The sequence below is a fragment of the Sphingomonas sp. genome, assembly GCF_031426035.1.
Classification (GTDB): Bacteria; Pseudomonadota; Alphaproteobacteria; order Sphingomonadales; family Sphingomonadaceae; genus Sphingomicrobium.
Genome location: NZ_JANPKO010000099.1, coordinates 1 through 14,886, shown reverse-complemented (window position 1 = coordinate 14,886; position 14,886 = coordinate 1). Strand labels below are relative to the sequence as shown.

Below are 14,886 nucleotides of genomic sequence, written 5' to 3'. Positions count from 1 at the left end.
ATTAAAGAGCTAATGGCAGCCTATAAAACAGAACCCGGCGGAAAGGACAAGCTGCAAGAAAGTCAAACCCGCTGGCCTCAACGATGATTACGTCAAGTTTATTCGCTTGGCCGAAAACATGATCTCGGAAAATGGCGAAGGGGTCCTCGGCTTCATCACCAATCACGGCTATCTGGATAATCCGACTTTCCGAGGGATGCGTTGGCATCTGCTCACGAACTTTGACAAGATTTGGATTATCGATCTGCACGGAAGCACCAAGAAAAGTGAAATCGCTCCGTCAGGGGTTTCTGATAAGAACGTTTTCGACATTTTGCCCGGCGTTGCGATAATCATCGCCACACGGAAGCGCTCTAACAAAAAAGTCCGCCCTCTCGGCAAGGTAATGCACGGCGATATTTGGGGGGGACGTGCTGCAAAAGGTGAGGTGCTTGCCAAGTCGCTGCCGGCAGATCTCGCGACCACCGAACTGCCTGAAAAGGCTCCGCAATATGCGTTGGTGCCGATGGATTATGCCCAAGAGGCTGGCTATGCGGCAGGTTTTAGCCTGACACACCTGTTTCCGCTATCTGGGACAGGCCTGCTGAGTGCGCGGGACACGTTCAGCGTTGATATGGATCGGGCTGTTTTGTGGGACCGGGCTAGCGATACGCTAAGGATGGATGTCGAGGCTGCGAGAGAAAAGTACGCCGTGGGGAACGATACGCAGAGTTGGTCGCTCGCCGCAGCAATCGACGACTTGAAAAACAATGCCACGCCTGATGATATAATCGAACTTGACTATCGACCGCTCGACCGCCGCTGGACGATTTACACCGGCGTTCAGGGCGGTTTTCACTTCTTTCCGGCATCGAAAATTTCACGGAATCTGGTCGGACATCAAAATTTATCCATCTGTTACACGCGCAAGATCGAAGGTGGCCGCCCCTTCGCCGACGTGTTGGTCACGACCGGGCCCATTACGCTCCACAGCCTAAGCATTAAGGAAGTAAACTCCTTCGCGCCTCTGTATCTGTATCCCGATAATGAGTTGGAACAACGCGACGCGTTCGAAGCGGACAGGCGCACGCTCAACCTCGACACCAAGCTCTACACTGCCATTTGTACCGCAGCCGGCATCGACATCGCAGACCAAGCCGGTCCTGACGACGACTTCCGCGCCGCCACCGGCGAGGCGCGCCCGAGCGAGGTGAAGGTCTTCGACTATATCTACGGGGTGCTCCACTCGCCCGCTTATCGCGAGAAATTCTCGGCGTTTCTCAAAATTGGCTTCCCGCGCGTTCCCTATCCCGCCTCGCCCGAGGTCTTCGCCCACGTCAGCGAAAAGGGCGAGCAGCTCCGCCGCCTCCACCTGATGGAACCCCCCGCCATCGGCGACACGCCTTTTCCCTATCATGGTGAGGGCGACGACGTGGTGGCCAGCGGCTATCCTAAATTCGCCGACGGCAGGGTCCACATCAACCCAAACCAATATTTTGACGCCGTCCCGCCAATCGCCTGGGACTTCCACATCGGCGGCTACCAGCCCGCGCAAAAATGGCTCAAGGACCGGCGTGGTCGGTCGCTGTCTTGGGACGACATCGGCGACTACGAGAAGGTCGTCAAAATCCTCGCAGAGACCGATCGCATCATGAAGGAAATCGAACTTCGGCTGGATTAAGTCCCGTTACGTTGGGGGCCCTTTTGGGGGCCTAGTTCAAAAGGTGGTTTCAAAAACCCTTTAAAACCAAACATCTAGCCACGTCATTCGAGTCCTCTCCCGGCACCACTTTTCTTGCTCATCGATCGCGCGCGGGGAGCCGGCGGCTCCCCGTGCGCTTCATGCCCGCGTCAGCTCACCACGGCCATTCGCTGCTGTCGATCACGCCGTCGCTGTTGCGGTCGTACTGCGACCAGGCGGTGGTGCCCCAATATTCGTCGGCGCTAAGCCAGCCGTCGCCATTGGCGTCGAACGCGCGATAGCTCGGCTCCCACGCGGCCCGGTTGTAGGTCGTGTAGAAGCCGCCGCCGTACCAGCAATTGGCATATTCGGCGCTGCTGATGCGGCCGTCGCCGTTGGCGTCCCAGCTGGTATAGCCGGCGCTCCGGTAGCTGTTCCACTCGGCGTTCGAAATGCGCCCGTCGCCGTTGCTGTCGATCGCGCCCGAGCCGCACGGGGCATAGGTCTTGTTGGGGTCGAACGCCTCGGCGACCGAGGTCAGGTCGCTGCCGACGCCGCGGACCGTGTTGCAGCCGGCGACCAGCGCGGCCGACGCCAGCAGGAAAGTCAGTTGGTTGATACGCATGATGAAGTCTCCTTACTTCGGAGCCCTCGTTCGCCCGCTCTCGATGGAGGGCGATCATGAAAACCCCCGGGCGCGCCGGGCGGTTCCGGAACGCGGGGGGAGCGCCTGGCCGGTCAACCGCCGGAAGTGTTTTCGTTATCGGCCGATAATTCCCGGTCGGCGCGGTCGATGGCCTCGATCAGGTCCTCGAAATGGGGCGCCTTGTCGACCGGCCACAGCCGCGTGAAGCTGTGCCCGAGCAGGTCGAGCTCGGGCTGCGTCAACAGCCCCACCGCCACGATCTTGCTGTCCGCCACGCTTTCATCTCCGAGCCAGTCCGAGACCGAACAACGAAGAATCGCGGTCGCGGTGCCGACCGTTACGCCTGCGTCGCCTGAGGCCGCTTATTCGGCCGAGTCGGAATCCAGCGAATAGCCTTCCGAGCGCACGGTGCGGATCAGGTCGGGCTCGCCCGCCGCGCTCAATGCCAGCCGCAGGCGGCGGATGTGGACGTCGACCGTGCGCAGCTCGATGTCCTCGTTGTGCGGCCACACCGTGTCGAGCAATTGCTGGCGCGAGAACACTTTCGCGGGGTTCTTGAGGAAGTGCCGCAGCAGCCGGTATTCGGTCGGCCCGAGCGCGATAGCGCGCCCGTTGCGGCGCACGCGGTGGGCGCCGACATCCATCTCCAACCCGGCATAGCTGAGCTTGTCCGCCACCAGCGTCGGCTGCGCGCGGCGCAGCAGCGCGTTGGCGCGCGCGAGCAGCTCCTTGGGGCTGAACGGCTTGGTCACGAAATCGTCGGCGCCGGTCTCGAGCCCGCGCACGCGGTCGTCCTCCTCGCCGCGCGCGGTCAGCATCAGGATCGGCAGGCTGATCGTGCCCGGGTTGCGGCGCAGCCGGCGGCACACCTCGATCCCGCTGATGCCCTCGATCATCCAGTCGAGGATGACCAGGTCGGGCCGCTGCTCGGACACCAACAGCAGCGCCTCGTCGCCCGACGGGGTGACGGTGACGGCGAAGCCTTCTTTGCCGAAATGGTAGCTGACCAGCTCGGCGATCGCGCGATCGTCCTCGACCACCAGCAATCTTTTGTCGCCCATCCGTCAGGCCCGCGTCGCGCCGGTGGTGCGCACGGTGTCCGCCATGTGCTGCCCGGTCGCGGCATAATAGACCATCTCGGCGATGTTGGTGGCGTGATCGCCGACCCGCTCGATGTTCTTGGCGACGAACAGCAGATGCGCGCACTGGCCGATGTTGTGGGTGTTCTCCATCATGTGGGTGAGCAAGGTGCGGAAGATCGAATCGTAGAAATCGTCGACCGCATTGTCGCGTTCGCACACCTGCACCGCCATTCCGGCGTCGCGCTCGACGAACGCGTCGAGCACGTCGTGGACCATGCCGGTCGCCATCCGCGCCATTTCGGGCAGCAGCGACATCGGCTCGATCTTGCTCGCGCTCTCGAGCAGCGGCACGCGCTTGGCGATGTTCTTGGCATAATCGCCGATGCGCTCGACCACGCCCGAGATCTTGAGCGCGGCGACGACATCGCGCAGGTCGCCCGCCATCGGTGCGCGCAGTGCGATCAATTGCACCGCGCGGCGCTCGGTCTCGATTTCCAGCGCGTCGAGCTTCTTGTCGTTCTCGACCACCCGCTGGGCGCCCTCGGTGTCGCGCTGGACGAGGCAGCGCATGGCCTCGCCGATGGCGTGCTCGGCGAGCCCGCCCATCTGGCTGATCAATGCGCGCAGGCGGTCGATGTCCTGGTCGAACGCTTTGAGTGTATGTCCGCTGCCGGTCGGCTGTTGCATGTCCTGAGCTCCGATCAGCCGTAGCGGCCGGTGATATAGTCCTGGGTGCGCACCTCGCGCGGGTTGGTGAAGATCTCGCTGGTCTTGCCATATTCGACCAGCTCGCCGAGGTGGAAGAAGGCGGTGCGCTGGCTGACCCGAGCCGCCTGCTGCATGTTGTGGGTGACGATGGCGATCGCATAGCGCCCGCGCAATTCGTGGATCAATTCCTCGATCTTGGCGGTGGCGATCGGGTCCAAAGCCGAGCACGGCTCGTCCATCAAAATGACCTCGGGGTCGACCGCGATGGCGCGCGCGATGCACAGCCGCTGCTGCTGCCCGCCCGACAAAGCGGTGCCGCTCTCCTGCAGCCGGTCCTTGGCTTCTTCCCACAGCCCGGCGCGGCGCAACGACTTCTCGACGATCGCGTCGATGTCGGCCTTGGTATTGGCGAGGCCGTGGATGCGCGGGCCGTACGCGACATTGTCGTAGATCGATTTGGGGAACGGGTTGGGCTTCTGGAACACCATCCCGACCCGCGCCCTGAGCTGGACCACGTCGACCGCGTCGGAATTGATGTTCTGGCCGTCGAGCTCGATGTCGCCGGTCACCTTGGCCGACGGGATCGTGTCGTTCATCCGGTTGAGGCAGCGCAGGAAGGTCGACTTGCCGCACCCCGAGGGGCCGATGAACGCGGTCACGCGGTCGTCGTGGATGTTGATCGAGACGTCCTTGAGCGCCTGCTTGCCGTCATAGAACACGCTGACCTTGTCGGCGCGCATCTTGGGCGTGCGGGTCGGGTCGGGCTCGGCCATGGTGTCGACCGGCGGGGTCGGCCCCTGAACGGTGACCCGCGGCGCCGCGGCCGGCGCGGCCGCTTCGGACAGCGACCCGCCGGCGGGTTCGCGCTCGTCGCTGCGGTGGCCGCCGGGCAGCGCGGTGTCGTCCGTGCTCGCCGGGCCCTCGCGGTTGGCGTGGGCGGCAATCGCCGCGGACGGCGCCGGCACCGGCGTCGTGGAGCTCAAGGGCATTTTTTCTTTCATGATGGTCACCAGCGGCGCTCGAAGCGGTTGCGAAGGTAGATGGCGAGGCCGTTCATGACGAGCATGAACAGCAGCAGCACGATGATCGCCGCGCTGGTCTTCTCGACGAACGCGCGGTCGACTTCGTCGGACCACAAGAAGATCTGCACCGGGAGCACGCTCGACGGGTCGGTCAGGCCCTGCGGCGGGGCGGCGATGAACGCGCGCATGCCGATCATCAGCAGCGGCGCGGTCTCGCCCAGCGCGCGTGCCATGCCGATGATGGTCCCGGTCAGGATGCCGGGCAGCGCGAGCGGCAGGACATGGTGGAACACCACCTGCATCTTCGACGCGCCAACTCCCAGCGCGGCGTCGCGGATCGACGGCGGCACCGACTTGATCGCGTTGCGGCTGGCGATCACGATCACCGGCATCGTCATCAGCGCCAGCGTCAGCCCGCCGACCAGCGGCGCCGAGCGCGGCAAATGGAGGAAGTTCAAGAACACCGCGAGCCCGAGCAGCCCGAAGATGATCGAGGGCACCGCGGCGAGATTGTTGATCGACACCTCGATCGCGTCGGTCCAGCGGTTGCGGCGCGCGAACTCCTCGAGATAGACCGCCGACAGCACCCCGATCGGGAACGCCAGCAGCATCGTCACGACGATCGTCAGGAAGCTGCCCTTGAGCGCGCCCCACACCCCCACCGCGGACGGGTCGGTGGCGTCGGATTCGGTCATGAAGTCGGTGTTCGGCCGCATCCGCAGCGCGTCCTTGGACTCGAGCACGGCGACCAGTTTCTCGCTCGCCGCATCGCTGTCGTGCTTGGCCGCGACGTCGATCTTGCTGCCGACCGGCAGCCACATCGTCGTGCTGCGCGTCAGCAAATCGGGGTCGGCGAGCAATTGCCGCCCGGCCGAACGCACCGCGCCGGCGCCGAACAGCTCGGCGGCGGCATCGCCGTAGACCGCCGTCGCGCTGGCCACGAGCACGCCCTCGACATCGGCGCCGGCGACGACATTGCTGCCGTCGGGGCCCTTGAGCGCGGCGGGGTCGAGCATCAGGTCGGAGCGCGCGAAGTCGATCGGCAGCCGGGCTTCGTAGTGGACGAACCCGCCGAAACCCTTGGCCATCATGGTCACCAGCAGGAACGCCAGGAACAGCGCCGACAGGCTGACCGCGGCAAGCCCGAAGAAGCGGAAGCGCCGCTCGGCCGAATAGCGCTTGCGCAGCCGGCCCTGCATCGCGGCGTCGGTCCAGCGCGACTGGTCGGAACTACTCATACGCCTCGCGGTAGCGCCGGACGACGGTCAGCGCGATCAGGTTGAGCACCAGGGTGATCAGGAACAGCGCCAGCCCGAGCGCGAAGGCGGCGAGGGTCTTGGCGCTGTCGAATTCCTGGTCGCCGGTCAGCAATTGCACGATCTGGGTGGTCACCGTGGTGACGCTGGCGAACGGGTTGGCGGTCATGTTGGCGGCGAGGCCCGCGGCCATCACCACAATCATCGTCTCGCCGATCGCGCGGCTGACCGCGAGCAGCACCCCGCCGACCACCCCCGGCAGGGCCGCGGGCAGCACCACCTTGCGGATCGTCTCGGACTTGGTCGCGCCCATCGCCAGGCTGCCGTCGCGCATCGCCTGCGGCACCGCGGCGATCGAATCGTCGGCCATCGAGCTGATGAACGGGATGATCATGATCCCCATCACCAGCCCCGCGGCGAGCGCGCTTTCGCTGCTCGCCGAACTGATCCCGATCGACAGGCCGAAATCGCGCACCACCGGGGCCACCGTCAGCGCCGCGAAATAGCCGTACACCACGGTCGGAACCCCGGCGAGAATCTCGAGCACCGGCTTGAGCCACGCGCGCACCGTCGAGTGGGCATATTGCGTTAAATAGATCGCGCTCATCAGGCCGAGCGGGATGGCGACGATCATCGCGATGATCGCGCCGATGAACGCGGTGCCCCAGAACAGCGGCACCGATCCGAACGCGCCCGACGATCCCGCCTGGTCGGCGCGCATCGCGGTCTGCGGGCTCCACTGGGTGCCGAACAGGAATTCGCTGACCGGCACCATCTTGAAGAAGCGCAGGCTCTCGAACATCAGCGACAGCAGGATCCCGAGCGTGGTCAGGATCGCGATCAGCGAGGCCGCGAACAGCAGCCCCATCAGCCATCGCTCGACCCCGGTGCGGGCGCGGAATTGCGGCGCGCTGCGGCGCAACGCCCACGCGGCGGCGCCCAGCGCGAGCAGGATCGCGACCCCGCCGCCGATCGTCGCGAAGCGGCTCTGCGCCTCGGCGAAGCGCGGCGCGAGGCCCGCCGATTCGGGGTTGAAGCCGGAATCGCGCTCACCCTTGGCGATCTCGCGCGCCTCGGACAGGATCGAGTCGCGCTGCATGTCGAAGCTCGGCAGCGTGCGGCCCTCGGGGGTCGCCAGCACCGCCTGGTCGACAAAGCTCGACTGGACCGGGGTCCACAGCGCGATCAGCAGCAGGGCGGGGACCGCGGCCCAGATCGCGACATTGGCGGCGTGGTAGCTCGGCAGCGAGTGAAGCCGGCCCGCGCTGCGCATCCGGCTCGCGCGGGTGTAGGCCAGCCACCCCGCCGCCGCGGCGACGAGGATGACGGCGGCGAGGGCAATGGTCAGGCTCATCGCCCTCGCCGCCGTTCGCTTACTTGAGCTTGCCGGCGTCGAGCGGAGTCAGCGACTCCGCCTGCGCCGTCGCCGCGGCCGCGTCGGCGGCGGCGAGCGGGACCAGCCCGCGGCGCTCGAGCGGCCCGCCCTTGCCCCACGCCTTGGCATAGGCCGCGATGAAGTCGCGGATTTTGGGCTTGGCCTTGATGTGCTCGCCCTTGACGTAGACGAACAGCTTGCGCGCCCCGGGGTAGCTCAGATTGGCGATGGTGTCGGCGTTGGGGACAACCCCGGCGAGCGCCACCGGGCGCACCTTGTCGGCATTTTCCTCGAGGAAGCTGTAGCCGAGCACGCCCAGGGTGCCGGGGTCGCCGGCGACCTTCTGGACCAACAGATTGTCGTTCTCGCCGGCCTCGACGTAGGCGCCGTCCTCGCGCACCTTGGTGCAGATTTCCTTGTGCTTGTCCTTGTCGCTGTCCTTGAGCGCCTTCATCGCCGGGTCGCTGTCGCAGCCCTTCTCGAGGATCAGCTCGGCCAGGCTGTCGCGGGTGCCTGAGGTCGGCGGCGGGCCGAGCACGCGGATCTTGACCGCCGGCAGCGCCGGATTGACGTCCTTCCACGTGGTCGCGGTGTTGGGCTTGCCGAACGGCGTCGCCGCGATCGCCGCGTAGACGTCCTTGACGGTCAGGTTGAGCGCGGGCTGGCCGGCGGCCTGGATCAGGGTCAGCCCGTCGATCCCGACCGGCACTTCGATGATCTCCTTGGCGCCGGCCTTGGCGCAATCGTCATATTCGCTCTTTTTCATCGGGCGCGAGGCGTTGACCATGTCGGGGAATTCGCCGCCGACGCCGCTGCAGAACAATTTGATCCCGGCGCCGGTGCCGGTCGACTCGACGATCACCGGGTTGCCCGGGTTGGCGCGCTGGAATTCCTCCGCCACCGCGGTGGTGAACGGGTACACCGTCGACGAGCCGACGACGCGCATCTGGGCCGCCGCGTTGGAGCCGCCGGAGCCGCCGCCGCCGCACGCGGAAAGCAGCGCAACCGCGGGGATCAAAAAGCCGAACTTGGTCATTGCCACTCCTCGTCGAGCAAAAGCAGGGGGATCGGGATCGGCCTTAGCTGGCGGCGCAGACTCCCCTGAGACAGTTTTGTTACAGTTTCGTGACAGCGTGGAGCGGCTGCTGCGTAGCGGCGGGCAACCGCACCAGCACTTCGGTGCCGTCGCCTTCGCTGCTGTTGATGGTCAGATTGCCGCGGTGGCGCTCGACGATATGCTTGACGATCGCCAGCCCCAATCCGGTGCCGCCGCTGTCGCGGCTGCGCGCGGCGTCGACGCGGTAGAAGCGCTCGGTGACGCGCGGCAAATGGTCGCGCGGGATGCCCGGCCCGTAATCGCGCACCGCGAGGCGCACCGCGCCGTCTTCCGCCGCGGCCGAGATGGTCACCTGGCAGCGCCCGTCGCGGCAGCCGTAGCGGATCGCGTTGGTCAGCAGATTGTCGAGCAATTGCAGCAGCTGGCCGTGGTCGCCGACGACCGGCGGCAAATCCTCCTGCAGCACGGTCTCGATGTCGCACTCGCGCGCGCCGGCGATGGTGCGGGCGTTGGCCGCGGCCATTTCGACCAGCGACGGGATGTCGACCGGCTCGGTCGGCGCGATGAAGCGGCCGGCCTCGATCCGCGACAGGCTCATCAGATCCTCGATGATGCGCAGCATGCGCTTGGCCTCGCCGCGAATGATCTCGCCGAACCGGGTTCGCTGCGGCGCCTCGAGCTCGACTTCGTCGGCGAGCGTTTCGGAAAAGCCGAGGATGGTCGATAGCGGCGTGCGCAATTCGTGGCTGGCGTTGGCGACGAAGTCGACCCGCATGCGCTCCGCCGCGATGGTCGCCGAGCGGTCGATCAGCCGCACCAGCAAGGCGCCGCCGCCGAGCGCGCGGACGGAGAGGGTCCACGGCCGGTCGAACTGGCCGATGCCGGTGATTTCGATGTCGCCGGGGGTGCCGGGCAGCAGCCGCTCGAGCGCGCGCGGGTGGCGGATGGCGAGCCGCACGTCGCTGCCCTCGATGCCGATCCCGAGCAGGCGCTGGGCGGCCAGGTTGGCGAGCCGCACGCGGCCGGCCTCGATCAGCATCGCGGGCTCGTCGAGCGCTTCTATGAGCGCGCGGGTGCCGGGGGAAAGGGAGGCCATCGCCAGCATCTTAGACTATCCGGCGGGCGGCGCGAGTGGCCGCCCCGGCGCGAGGTCCGGGGCGGCCATCGTGGCGCAATTTAGAAGTCGATCTGGAAGCGCGTGGTGAACACATGGACACCGTATTTGCGCTCGTCGACCGGCTTGTCCGAGTCGGGCTTGACGGTTGCCGCCTGGGGCCCGCCGGTGATCTGCGCGTGCGAGTAGTTGAACAGCACGCGCATGTAATCCTCGGGGATCCAGGTCAGCCCGGCGAGCAGGCCGAGCTGCTTGCCGCCGCGCCCGAGCCGCGAGCTCGACAGGCTCGACGTGCCGGTTTCGAAATTGTTGGTGCGCGCATTCTTCAGCTTGTTGCTGTCGAGGTCGAGATAATCGGCGCGGCCGATCACCTGCCACGCGCCCCAGCCGCCCTTGCTGAACGGTTTCAAGACCTTGGTGCGGTCCCACGTGCCGTTCTTGTAGCCGCGGGTTTCGCCGGTGAGGAAGTAGCCGGCCTCGACATAGCCGCCCCAGAAGGTCGGGTTGCCGGTCGGCACGACATAGGCCGGGAGGCCCGCCGAGTTGAGCGCGAACTGGTCGAGCCCGGTCAGCACGTCGCCGACCGAATAGTCCGAGCTGACCGTGGTGTACTGGCCCTCGGCCGAGACGTGCAGCGACTTGAAGATGCCGCCGAACTCGAGCCCGATGATGTTGTCGCTGTTGGCGGCGAACGCACCGGTGTCGACAAACCGCTGGTCGGTGGTCTGGGTGAACGGCCGCGCGCGGTAGCGGGCGAGCTGGTTGGTCGACGGCGCGCCGACCGAGTTGGACACCGTGGCGCCGTTGTTCGACTGGAAGTTGCGGTGCTGGAAGTTGGCGCCGAAGTGCAATTGGTTGGCGCCCATCAGCGGCGCGTAGACGCCGCGCGCGCCGAAGATCATGCCTTCGTTGTCGAAGCCCGAATCGATCGAGTGGGCGGCGAACACGCCGGCGTTGAAGCGCAAAGTGTTGGCTTTGTTGGCCAGGCCCATCGAGACGCCGATGCGGCGGGTGTTGGTGAACGCGTCGTTGAACGCGGCGCGCTCGAGGAAGCTGATGAAGCGCGAGCTGGTGATCTGCTCGAGTCCGTTGAAGGTCTCGTGGTTGCCGATCGTGAAGCTGTAGATCTTGTCCTTCGGCGCATAGGTCAGGATGACGTCGCCGAAGCCCACGCTGGAGTTGGCGAAGTCGGCCTCGAACTTGTAGCCGAAGTCGCCCGGGATGGTGCCTTCGACGCCGAGCCGGATGCGCCGCGCGCGGGTGTTGAAGCCGAGGTTGCGGGTGTTGATCGCGTCGTCCGGGTTGGAGACGTAGCCGGCGTCCCACTGCAGGCGACCGCGCGGCTTGAACGACCAGCCCTCGCCCTTGTCCTCGAACAATGGCCCGCCCTTCCATGACGGAGTCGACTTGACCATCGCCGCCTTGACGCCCTCGAGCGCCTCTTGCAGCGCCTCGACCTGGGCCTGGAGCAATTCGATCTTGGCCTGCGCGTCGTCGACCGGCGCGGCCGCGGCGATCTCGGCGTCGGCGGTGGCGTCGGACGCGTCGGGCGCGGCCTGGTCCTGCTGCGCCTCGGGCAGCTCCTGCGCATAAGCCGGGCTCGCGAGCACCAGCGCGGTGCCGCCCATCAGCGCGGTAAACAGTGTCGTGCGATGCATTGTCTTCCCTTTCCCCAGCCCTTCGTTGTGAAGGGCCTCAGGCCGGCGCCATCAGGCGCCGGCCGTATTCCAAACGATGATGTGGACGTGACCTACTTGAGGCTGGCCAGGTTGAGCGGCGCCAGCGTGCGGGCCGCAGCCTGGCTGCGCGCGCGGGTGCCGTTGGGCGCGGCGATCAGGCCGGCGCGGAGCAGATAGCCCTGCGGCCCGAACGCGCTTTCCTTGGTGAACTCGGCGGCAAACGCCTTGACCGCCGGGATCGCCCCGACGTGCGCGTTCTTGACGTAGATGTAGAGCGGCCGCGCACCGGGATATTTGAAGCTGCTGATGCTGGCGTAGGTCGGTTGCACGCCGTTGATCGCGATGCCCTTCACCTTGCTCCCATTCTCTTCGAGGAAGCTGTAGCCGAAGAAGCCCACGGTGTTGGGGTTGGCGGCGAGTTTCTGGACGATGAGATTGTCGTTCTCGCCGGCCTCGATGTAGGCGCCGTCGGTGCGGATTCCGGTGCACACCGATTTGAACTTCGCTTCGTCCGACTTCTTGAGCGCGGCCATGCTCGGATTGGCTTCGCACGGCGGGGTCATGATCAACTCGTTCAGCGAATCGCGGGTGCCGCTGGTGGTCGGCGGGCCGTACACGCGGATCGGAATCGCCGGCAGCTTGGCATTGACGTCGCGCCAGGTCTTGGCCTTGTTGGGCTTGCCGAACGGTGTCTTGGCGATCGCCAGGTAAATGTCCTTCTGGGTCAGCCCGTTGATCCCGCTCGACTTGGCGGTGGCCGCGGCGAGGCCGTCGAGGCCGACCTGGATTTCGGTGATCTTGGTCACGCCGTTGGACGCGCACGCCTGGGCCTCCTTGGCCTTCATCCGGCGCGAGGCGTTGACGATGTCGGGGAAGCGCTGGCCGACCCCGGCGCAGAACAATTTCATGCCGGCACCGGTGCCGGTCGATTCGATGATCGGGGTGCCCAGGCGCGGATTGGCGCGGGCGACGCGCTCGGCGACGGCCTTGGCGAACGGATAGACGGTCGACGAGCCGACCGCGCGCATCTGGCTGCGGGCCTCGGCGATCGATGGCATGGAAACCGCGGCCATGAGCGCGGCCGTATAAGCGAACTTGCTGTAGCGCATGAGGAAATACCCTTTGGGGTCGGCCCACCGCCAACCCGTGATTCGGCATTTAGAAGGGCAGTGCTACGCGCTTGTGACGGTCCTGTTACGGTTGCGTGACGTTGCCCCAGAGCCACGCCGGTGGTCGCTTCCGGCGGTCCAATTTGGTACGCCGGAACCGAAGGAAACTTGCATGCCGCTGTACGCGCTCGACGACCTGACACCGCAGCTCGCTACCGGCGCGTGGGCCGCGCCCTCCGCCGACCTGATCGGCGACGTCCGCCTCGGGATGCGCGCCAGCGTGTGGTTCGGCGCCGTGCTGCGCGCCGACAACACCGCGATCCTGGTCGGCGACGACAGCAATATCCAGGACGGCGCGGTCGGCCATTCCGACCCCGGCGCGCCGCTCGCGATCGGCGCCCGCGTCACCGTCGGCCACCAGGCGATCCTCCACGGCTGCACCATCGCCGACGATTGCCTGGTCGGGATGGGCGCGCGCATCCTCAACGGCGCCACCCTCGGCCCCGAATGCCTGGTCGGCGCCGGCGCCTTGATCACCGAAGGCAAGAGCTTCGCCGGCGGAGTGCTGATCGTCGGCGCCCCGGCCAGCGTGAAGCGCGACCTGACCGACGCCGAGAAGCAGGCGATCCGCGTCTCGGCCGCCCATTACGCCGAGAAAGCCGCGCATTACGCCGCGCATCTGCGGTTACATCCGTGATACTTGAACGCCCCGCCAAACGCGCCATTTCAGCTCCATGATCGACATCCGCCCCTTCGCTTCGCTCGGCCACGCCGACCACGGCTGGCTCAACGCCCGCCACCATTTCTCGTTCGCTGATTACCGCGACCCCGCGCGCATGGGCTGGGGCCGGATCCGCGTGTGGAACGACGACACCATCGCCGCCAAGTCGGGCTTCCCGCCGCATCCCCACCGCGACATGGAGATCGTCACTTATGTTCGCAGCGGCGCGATCACCCACCAGGATTCGCTCGGCAATCACGGCCGCACCGGCGCCGGCGACGTCCAGGTGATGAGCGCCGGCAGCGGGGTCACCCACGCCGAGTTCAACCTCGAGGACGAGGACACCACCTTGTTCCAGATCTGGATCGAGACCGACCGCCCAGGGATCGCCCCCGGGTGGGGCGCCAAGCCGTTCCCCAAGGACGCCCGCGACGGCCAGTTCCAGTTGCTCGCCAGCGGCCATGCCGATGACGGCGCGCTGACCATCAATGCCGACGCGCGCATCCTCGGCGCGACGGTCAAGGCGGGCGAGACGATCGCGATCGACGCCGCGCCCGAGCGCCACCTCTACCTCGTCCCGAGCGGGCGGGTGCGGGTCAACGGCGCCGCCGCCGGCCCGCGCGACGGCATCGCCATCACCGGCGAGGAGCGGGTCGAAATCCACGCCGAGGATGACGCCGAGCTGGTGCTGGTCGACGCCCGCTAGCCGCCGCCGCGCTTCAAGCCGCGCTTGATGCGGCGGCAAATGCGGGCCATGAGCGCGCGGCGCGTGGCGGTCGGGCCGCGCGCACCCTCGAACAAGAGCGGGAGACGATGAAGGCGGGCTTGGGCTTGGGCATTGCGGCGTTTGGGGCGTGGCTGGCGCTGGCCGCCGCGCCGCTCGCCGCGCAAACCGCGCCGGCGACCAATAACGCCGCCGAGACCATCGGCCCGCCCCAGCTGCGCGATTTCAACCTGAACGGCGCGGTGACGCGGCCGTCGCCGACCCCAGCCCCCGTCACCGAGCGCCCGGTGGCCACCCCGCAGCGCCCCGCTCCAACCATCCAGCCGCCGTCGTCGACCGCCGCCGACCGGCCGGCGGTCGCCGCGCCGCAATCGCCGCCGCCGTCCGCGCCGTCCTCCGCTGCACCCGCGCCCGCCACCGCGCCGCGCGCGACCGACGGCAGCGACCGTGTCGCGCTGCCCCCGGCCGATGCGCTGACCCGCGACCCGACCCCGGCGCAACCGTCCGGCCGCTTCGTGTCCCAGCCCAATGCCGACCCGGCGGTGCTCCCGCCGGCGGCGAGCATGACCATCAACGAGGGGCCCCCGCTGTGGCCGTGGCTGCTCGCCGCGCTCGCCGCCGCCGCCGCCGCGCTGTACTTCGCGCTGCGCCCGCGCTGGCGGCCCGCGCTCGCGGCCGGGCCGCACGACGAGCCCGCACCGGCCCGCCCGCTCGAGCGCACCGCGCCCGCGGC

Annotated in this window: 14 protein-coding genes and 1 pseudogene; 4 read left to right on the top strand and 11 right to left on the bottom strand. The window is 67.1% G+C overall.

The window, feature by feature from the left end:
- The first annotated feature begins 106 nt into the window (after positions 1–106).
- Entirely contained in the window at positions 107–1,660 is a 1,554-nt protein-coding gene (locus RMP08_RS07335; RefSeq protein ID WP_310468339.1) for a type ISP restriction/modification enzyme, read from the top strand.
- Between the two features lie 175 nt (positions 1,661–1,835).
- Here RMP08_RS07335 and RMP08_RS07330 read toward each other — a convergent pair whose 3' ends face one another.
- The 11 genes from RMP08_RS07330 to RMP08_RS07280 form a co-directional block, all read right to left on the bottom strand.
- On the bottom strand, positions 1,836–2,285 hold the full coding sequence (locus RMP08_RS07330; RefSeq protein ID WP_310468338.1) for a hypothetical protein: 450 nt from the start codon (positions 2,283–2,285) through the stop codon (positions 1,836–1,838).
- Positions 2,286–2,398: 113 nt separating this feature from the next.
- A complete protein-coding gene (locus RMP08_RS07325; RefSeq protein ID WP_310468337.1) occupies positions 2,399–2,581 on the bottom strand; it encodes a hypothetical protein in 183 nt (60 codons plus the stop codon).
- Positions 2,582–2,668: 87 nt separating this feature from the next.
- The gene (phoB, locus tag RMP08_RS07320) at positions 2,669–3,367 is read right to left on the bottom strand and encodes a phosphate regulon transcriptional regulator PhoB (RefSeq protein ID WP_310468336.1); all 699 of its coding nucleotides are present in this window, start codon (positions 3,365–3,367) and stop codon (positions 2,669–2,671) included.
- A gap of 3 nt (positions 3,368–3,370) precedes the next feature.
- The gene (gene phoU / locus RMP08_RS07315; protein ID WP_310468335.1) at positions 3,371–4,075 is read right to left on the bottom strand and encodes a phosphate signaling complex protein PhoU; all 705 of its coding nucleotides are present in this window, start codon (positions 4,073–4,075) and stop codon (positions 3,371–3,373) included.
- 14 nt (positions 4,076–4,089) lie between these two features.
- Entirely contained in the window at positions 4,090–4,869 is a 780-nt protein-coding gene (gene pstB / locus RMP08_RS07310; RefSeq protein WP_310468341.1) for a phosphate ABC transporter ATP-binding protein PstB, read from the bottom strand.
- A gap of 233 nt (positions 4,870–5,102) precedes the next feature.
- Positions 5,103–6,356 (bottom strand): phosphate ABC transporter permease PstA, encoded by a 1,254-nt coding sequence (gene pstA, locus RMP08_RS07305; protein ID WP_310468334.1) that lies wholly within the window; start codon positions 6,354–6,356, stop codon positions 5,103–5,105.
- Complete coding sequence (pstC, locus tag RMP08_RS07300) at positions 6,349–7,728, bottom strand: phosphate ABC transporter permease subunit PstC (protein WP_409049777.1); 1,380 nt, start codon at positions 7,726–7,728, stop codon at positions 6,349–6,351. Before pstC ends, pstA begins: the two co-directional genes overlap by 8 nt.
- Before the next feature lie 19 nt (positions 7,729–7,747).
- On the bottom strand, positions 7,748–8,785 hold the full coding sequence (locus RMP08_RS07295; RefSeq protein WP_310468333.1) for a substrate-binding domain-containing protein: 1,038 nt from the start codon (positions 8,783–8,785) through the stop codon (positions 7,748–7,750).
- Positions 8,786–8,864: 79 nt separating this feature from the next.
- Positions 8,865–9,902: an ATP-binding protein gene (locus RMP08_RS07290; protein ID WP_310468332.1), complete on the bottom strand. Its 1,038-nt coding sequence runs from the start codon at positions 9,900–9,902 to the stop codon at positions 8,865–8,867.
- 80 nt (positions 9,903–9,982) lie between these two features.
- On the bottom strand, positions 9,983–11,578 hold the full coding sequence (locus RMP08_RS07285) for a porin (protein WP_310468331.1): 1,596 nt from the start codon (positions 11,576–11,578) through the stop codon (positions 9,983–9,985).
- Between the two features lie 92 nt (positions 11,579–11,670).
- On the bottom strand, positions 11,671–12,657 hold the full coding sequence (locus tag RMP08_RS07280; RefSeq protein ID WP_310468330.1) for a substrate-binding domain-containing protein: 987 nt from the start codon (positions 12,655–12,657) through the stop codon (positions 11,671–11,673).
- Positions 12,658–12,880: 223 nt separating this feature from the next.
- Between RMP08_RS07280 and RMP08_RS07275 the strand changes: the two genes are divergently transcribed.
- The 3 genes and pseudogenes from RMP08_RS07275 to RMP08_RS07265 all read left to right on the top strand — a co-directional run.
- Positions 12,881–13,405 (top strand): gamma carbonic anhydrase family protein, encoded by a 525-nt coding sequence (locus tag RMP08_RS07275; RefSeq protein ID WP_310468329.1) that lies wholly within the window; start codon positions 12,881–12,883, stop codon positions 13,403–13,405.
- A 37-nt stretch (positions 13,406–13,442) separates the two neighbouring features.
- Positions 13,443–14,135, top strand: a complete 693-nt coding sequence (locus RMP08_RS07270; RefSeq protein WP_310468328.1) for a pirin family protein — start codon at positions 13,443–13,445, stop codon at positions 14,133–14,135.
- 107 nt (positions 14,136–14,242) lie between these two features.
- A pseudogene (locus RMP08_RS07265) lies at positions 14,243–14,886 on the top strand (hypothetical protein); the annotation flags it as partial.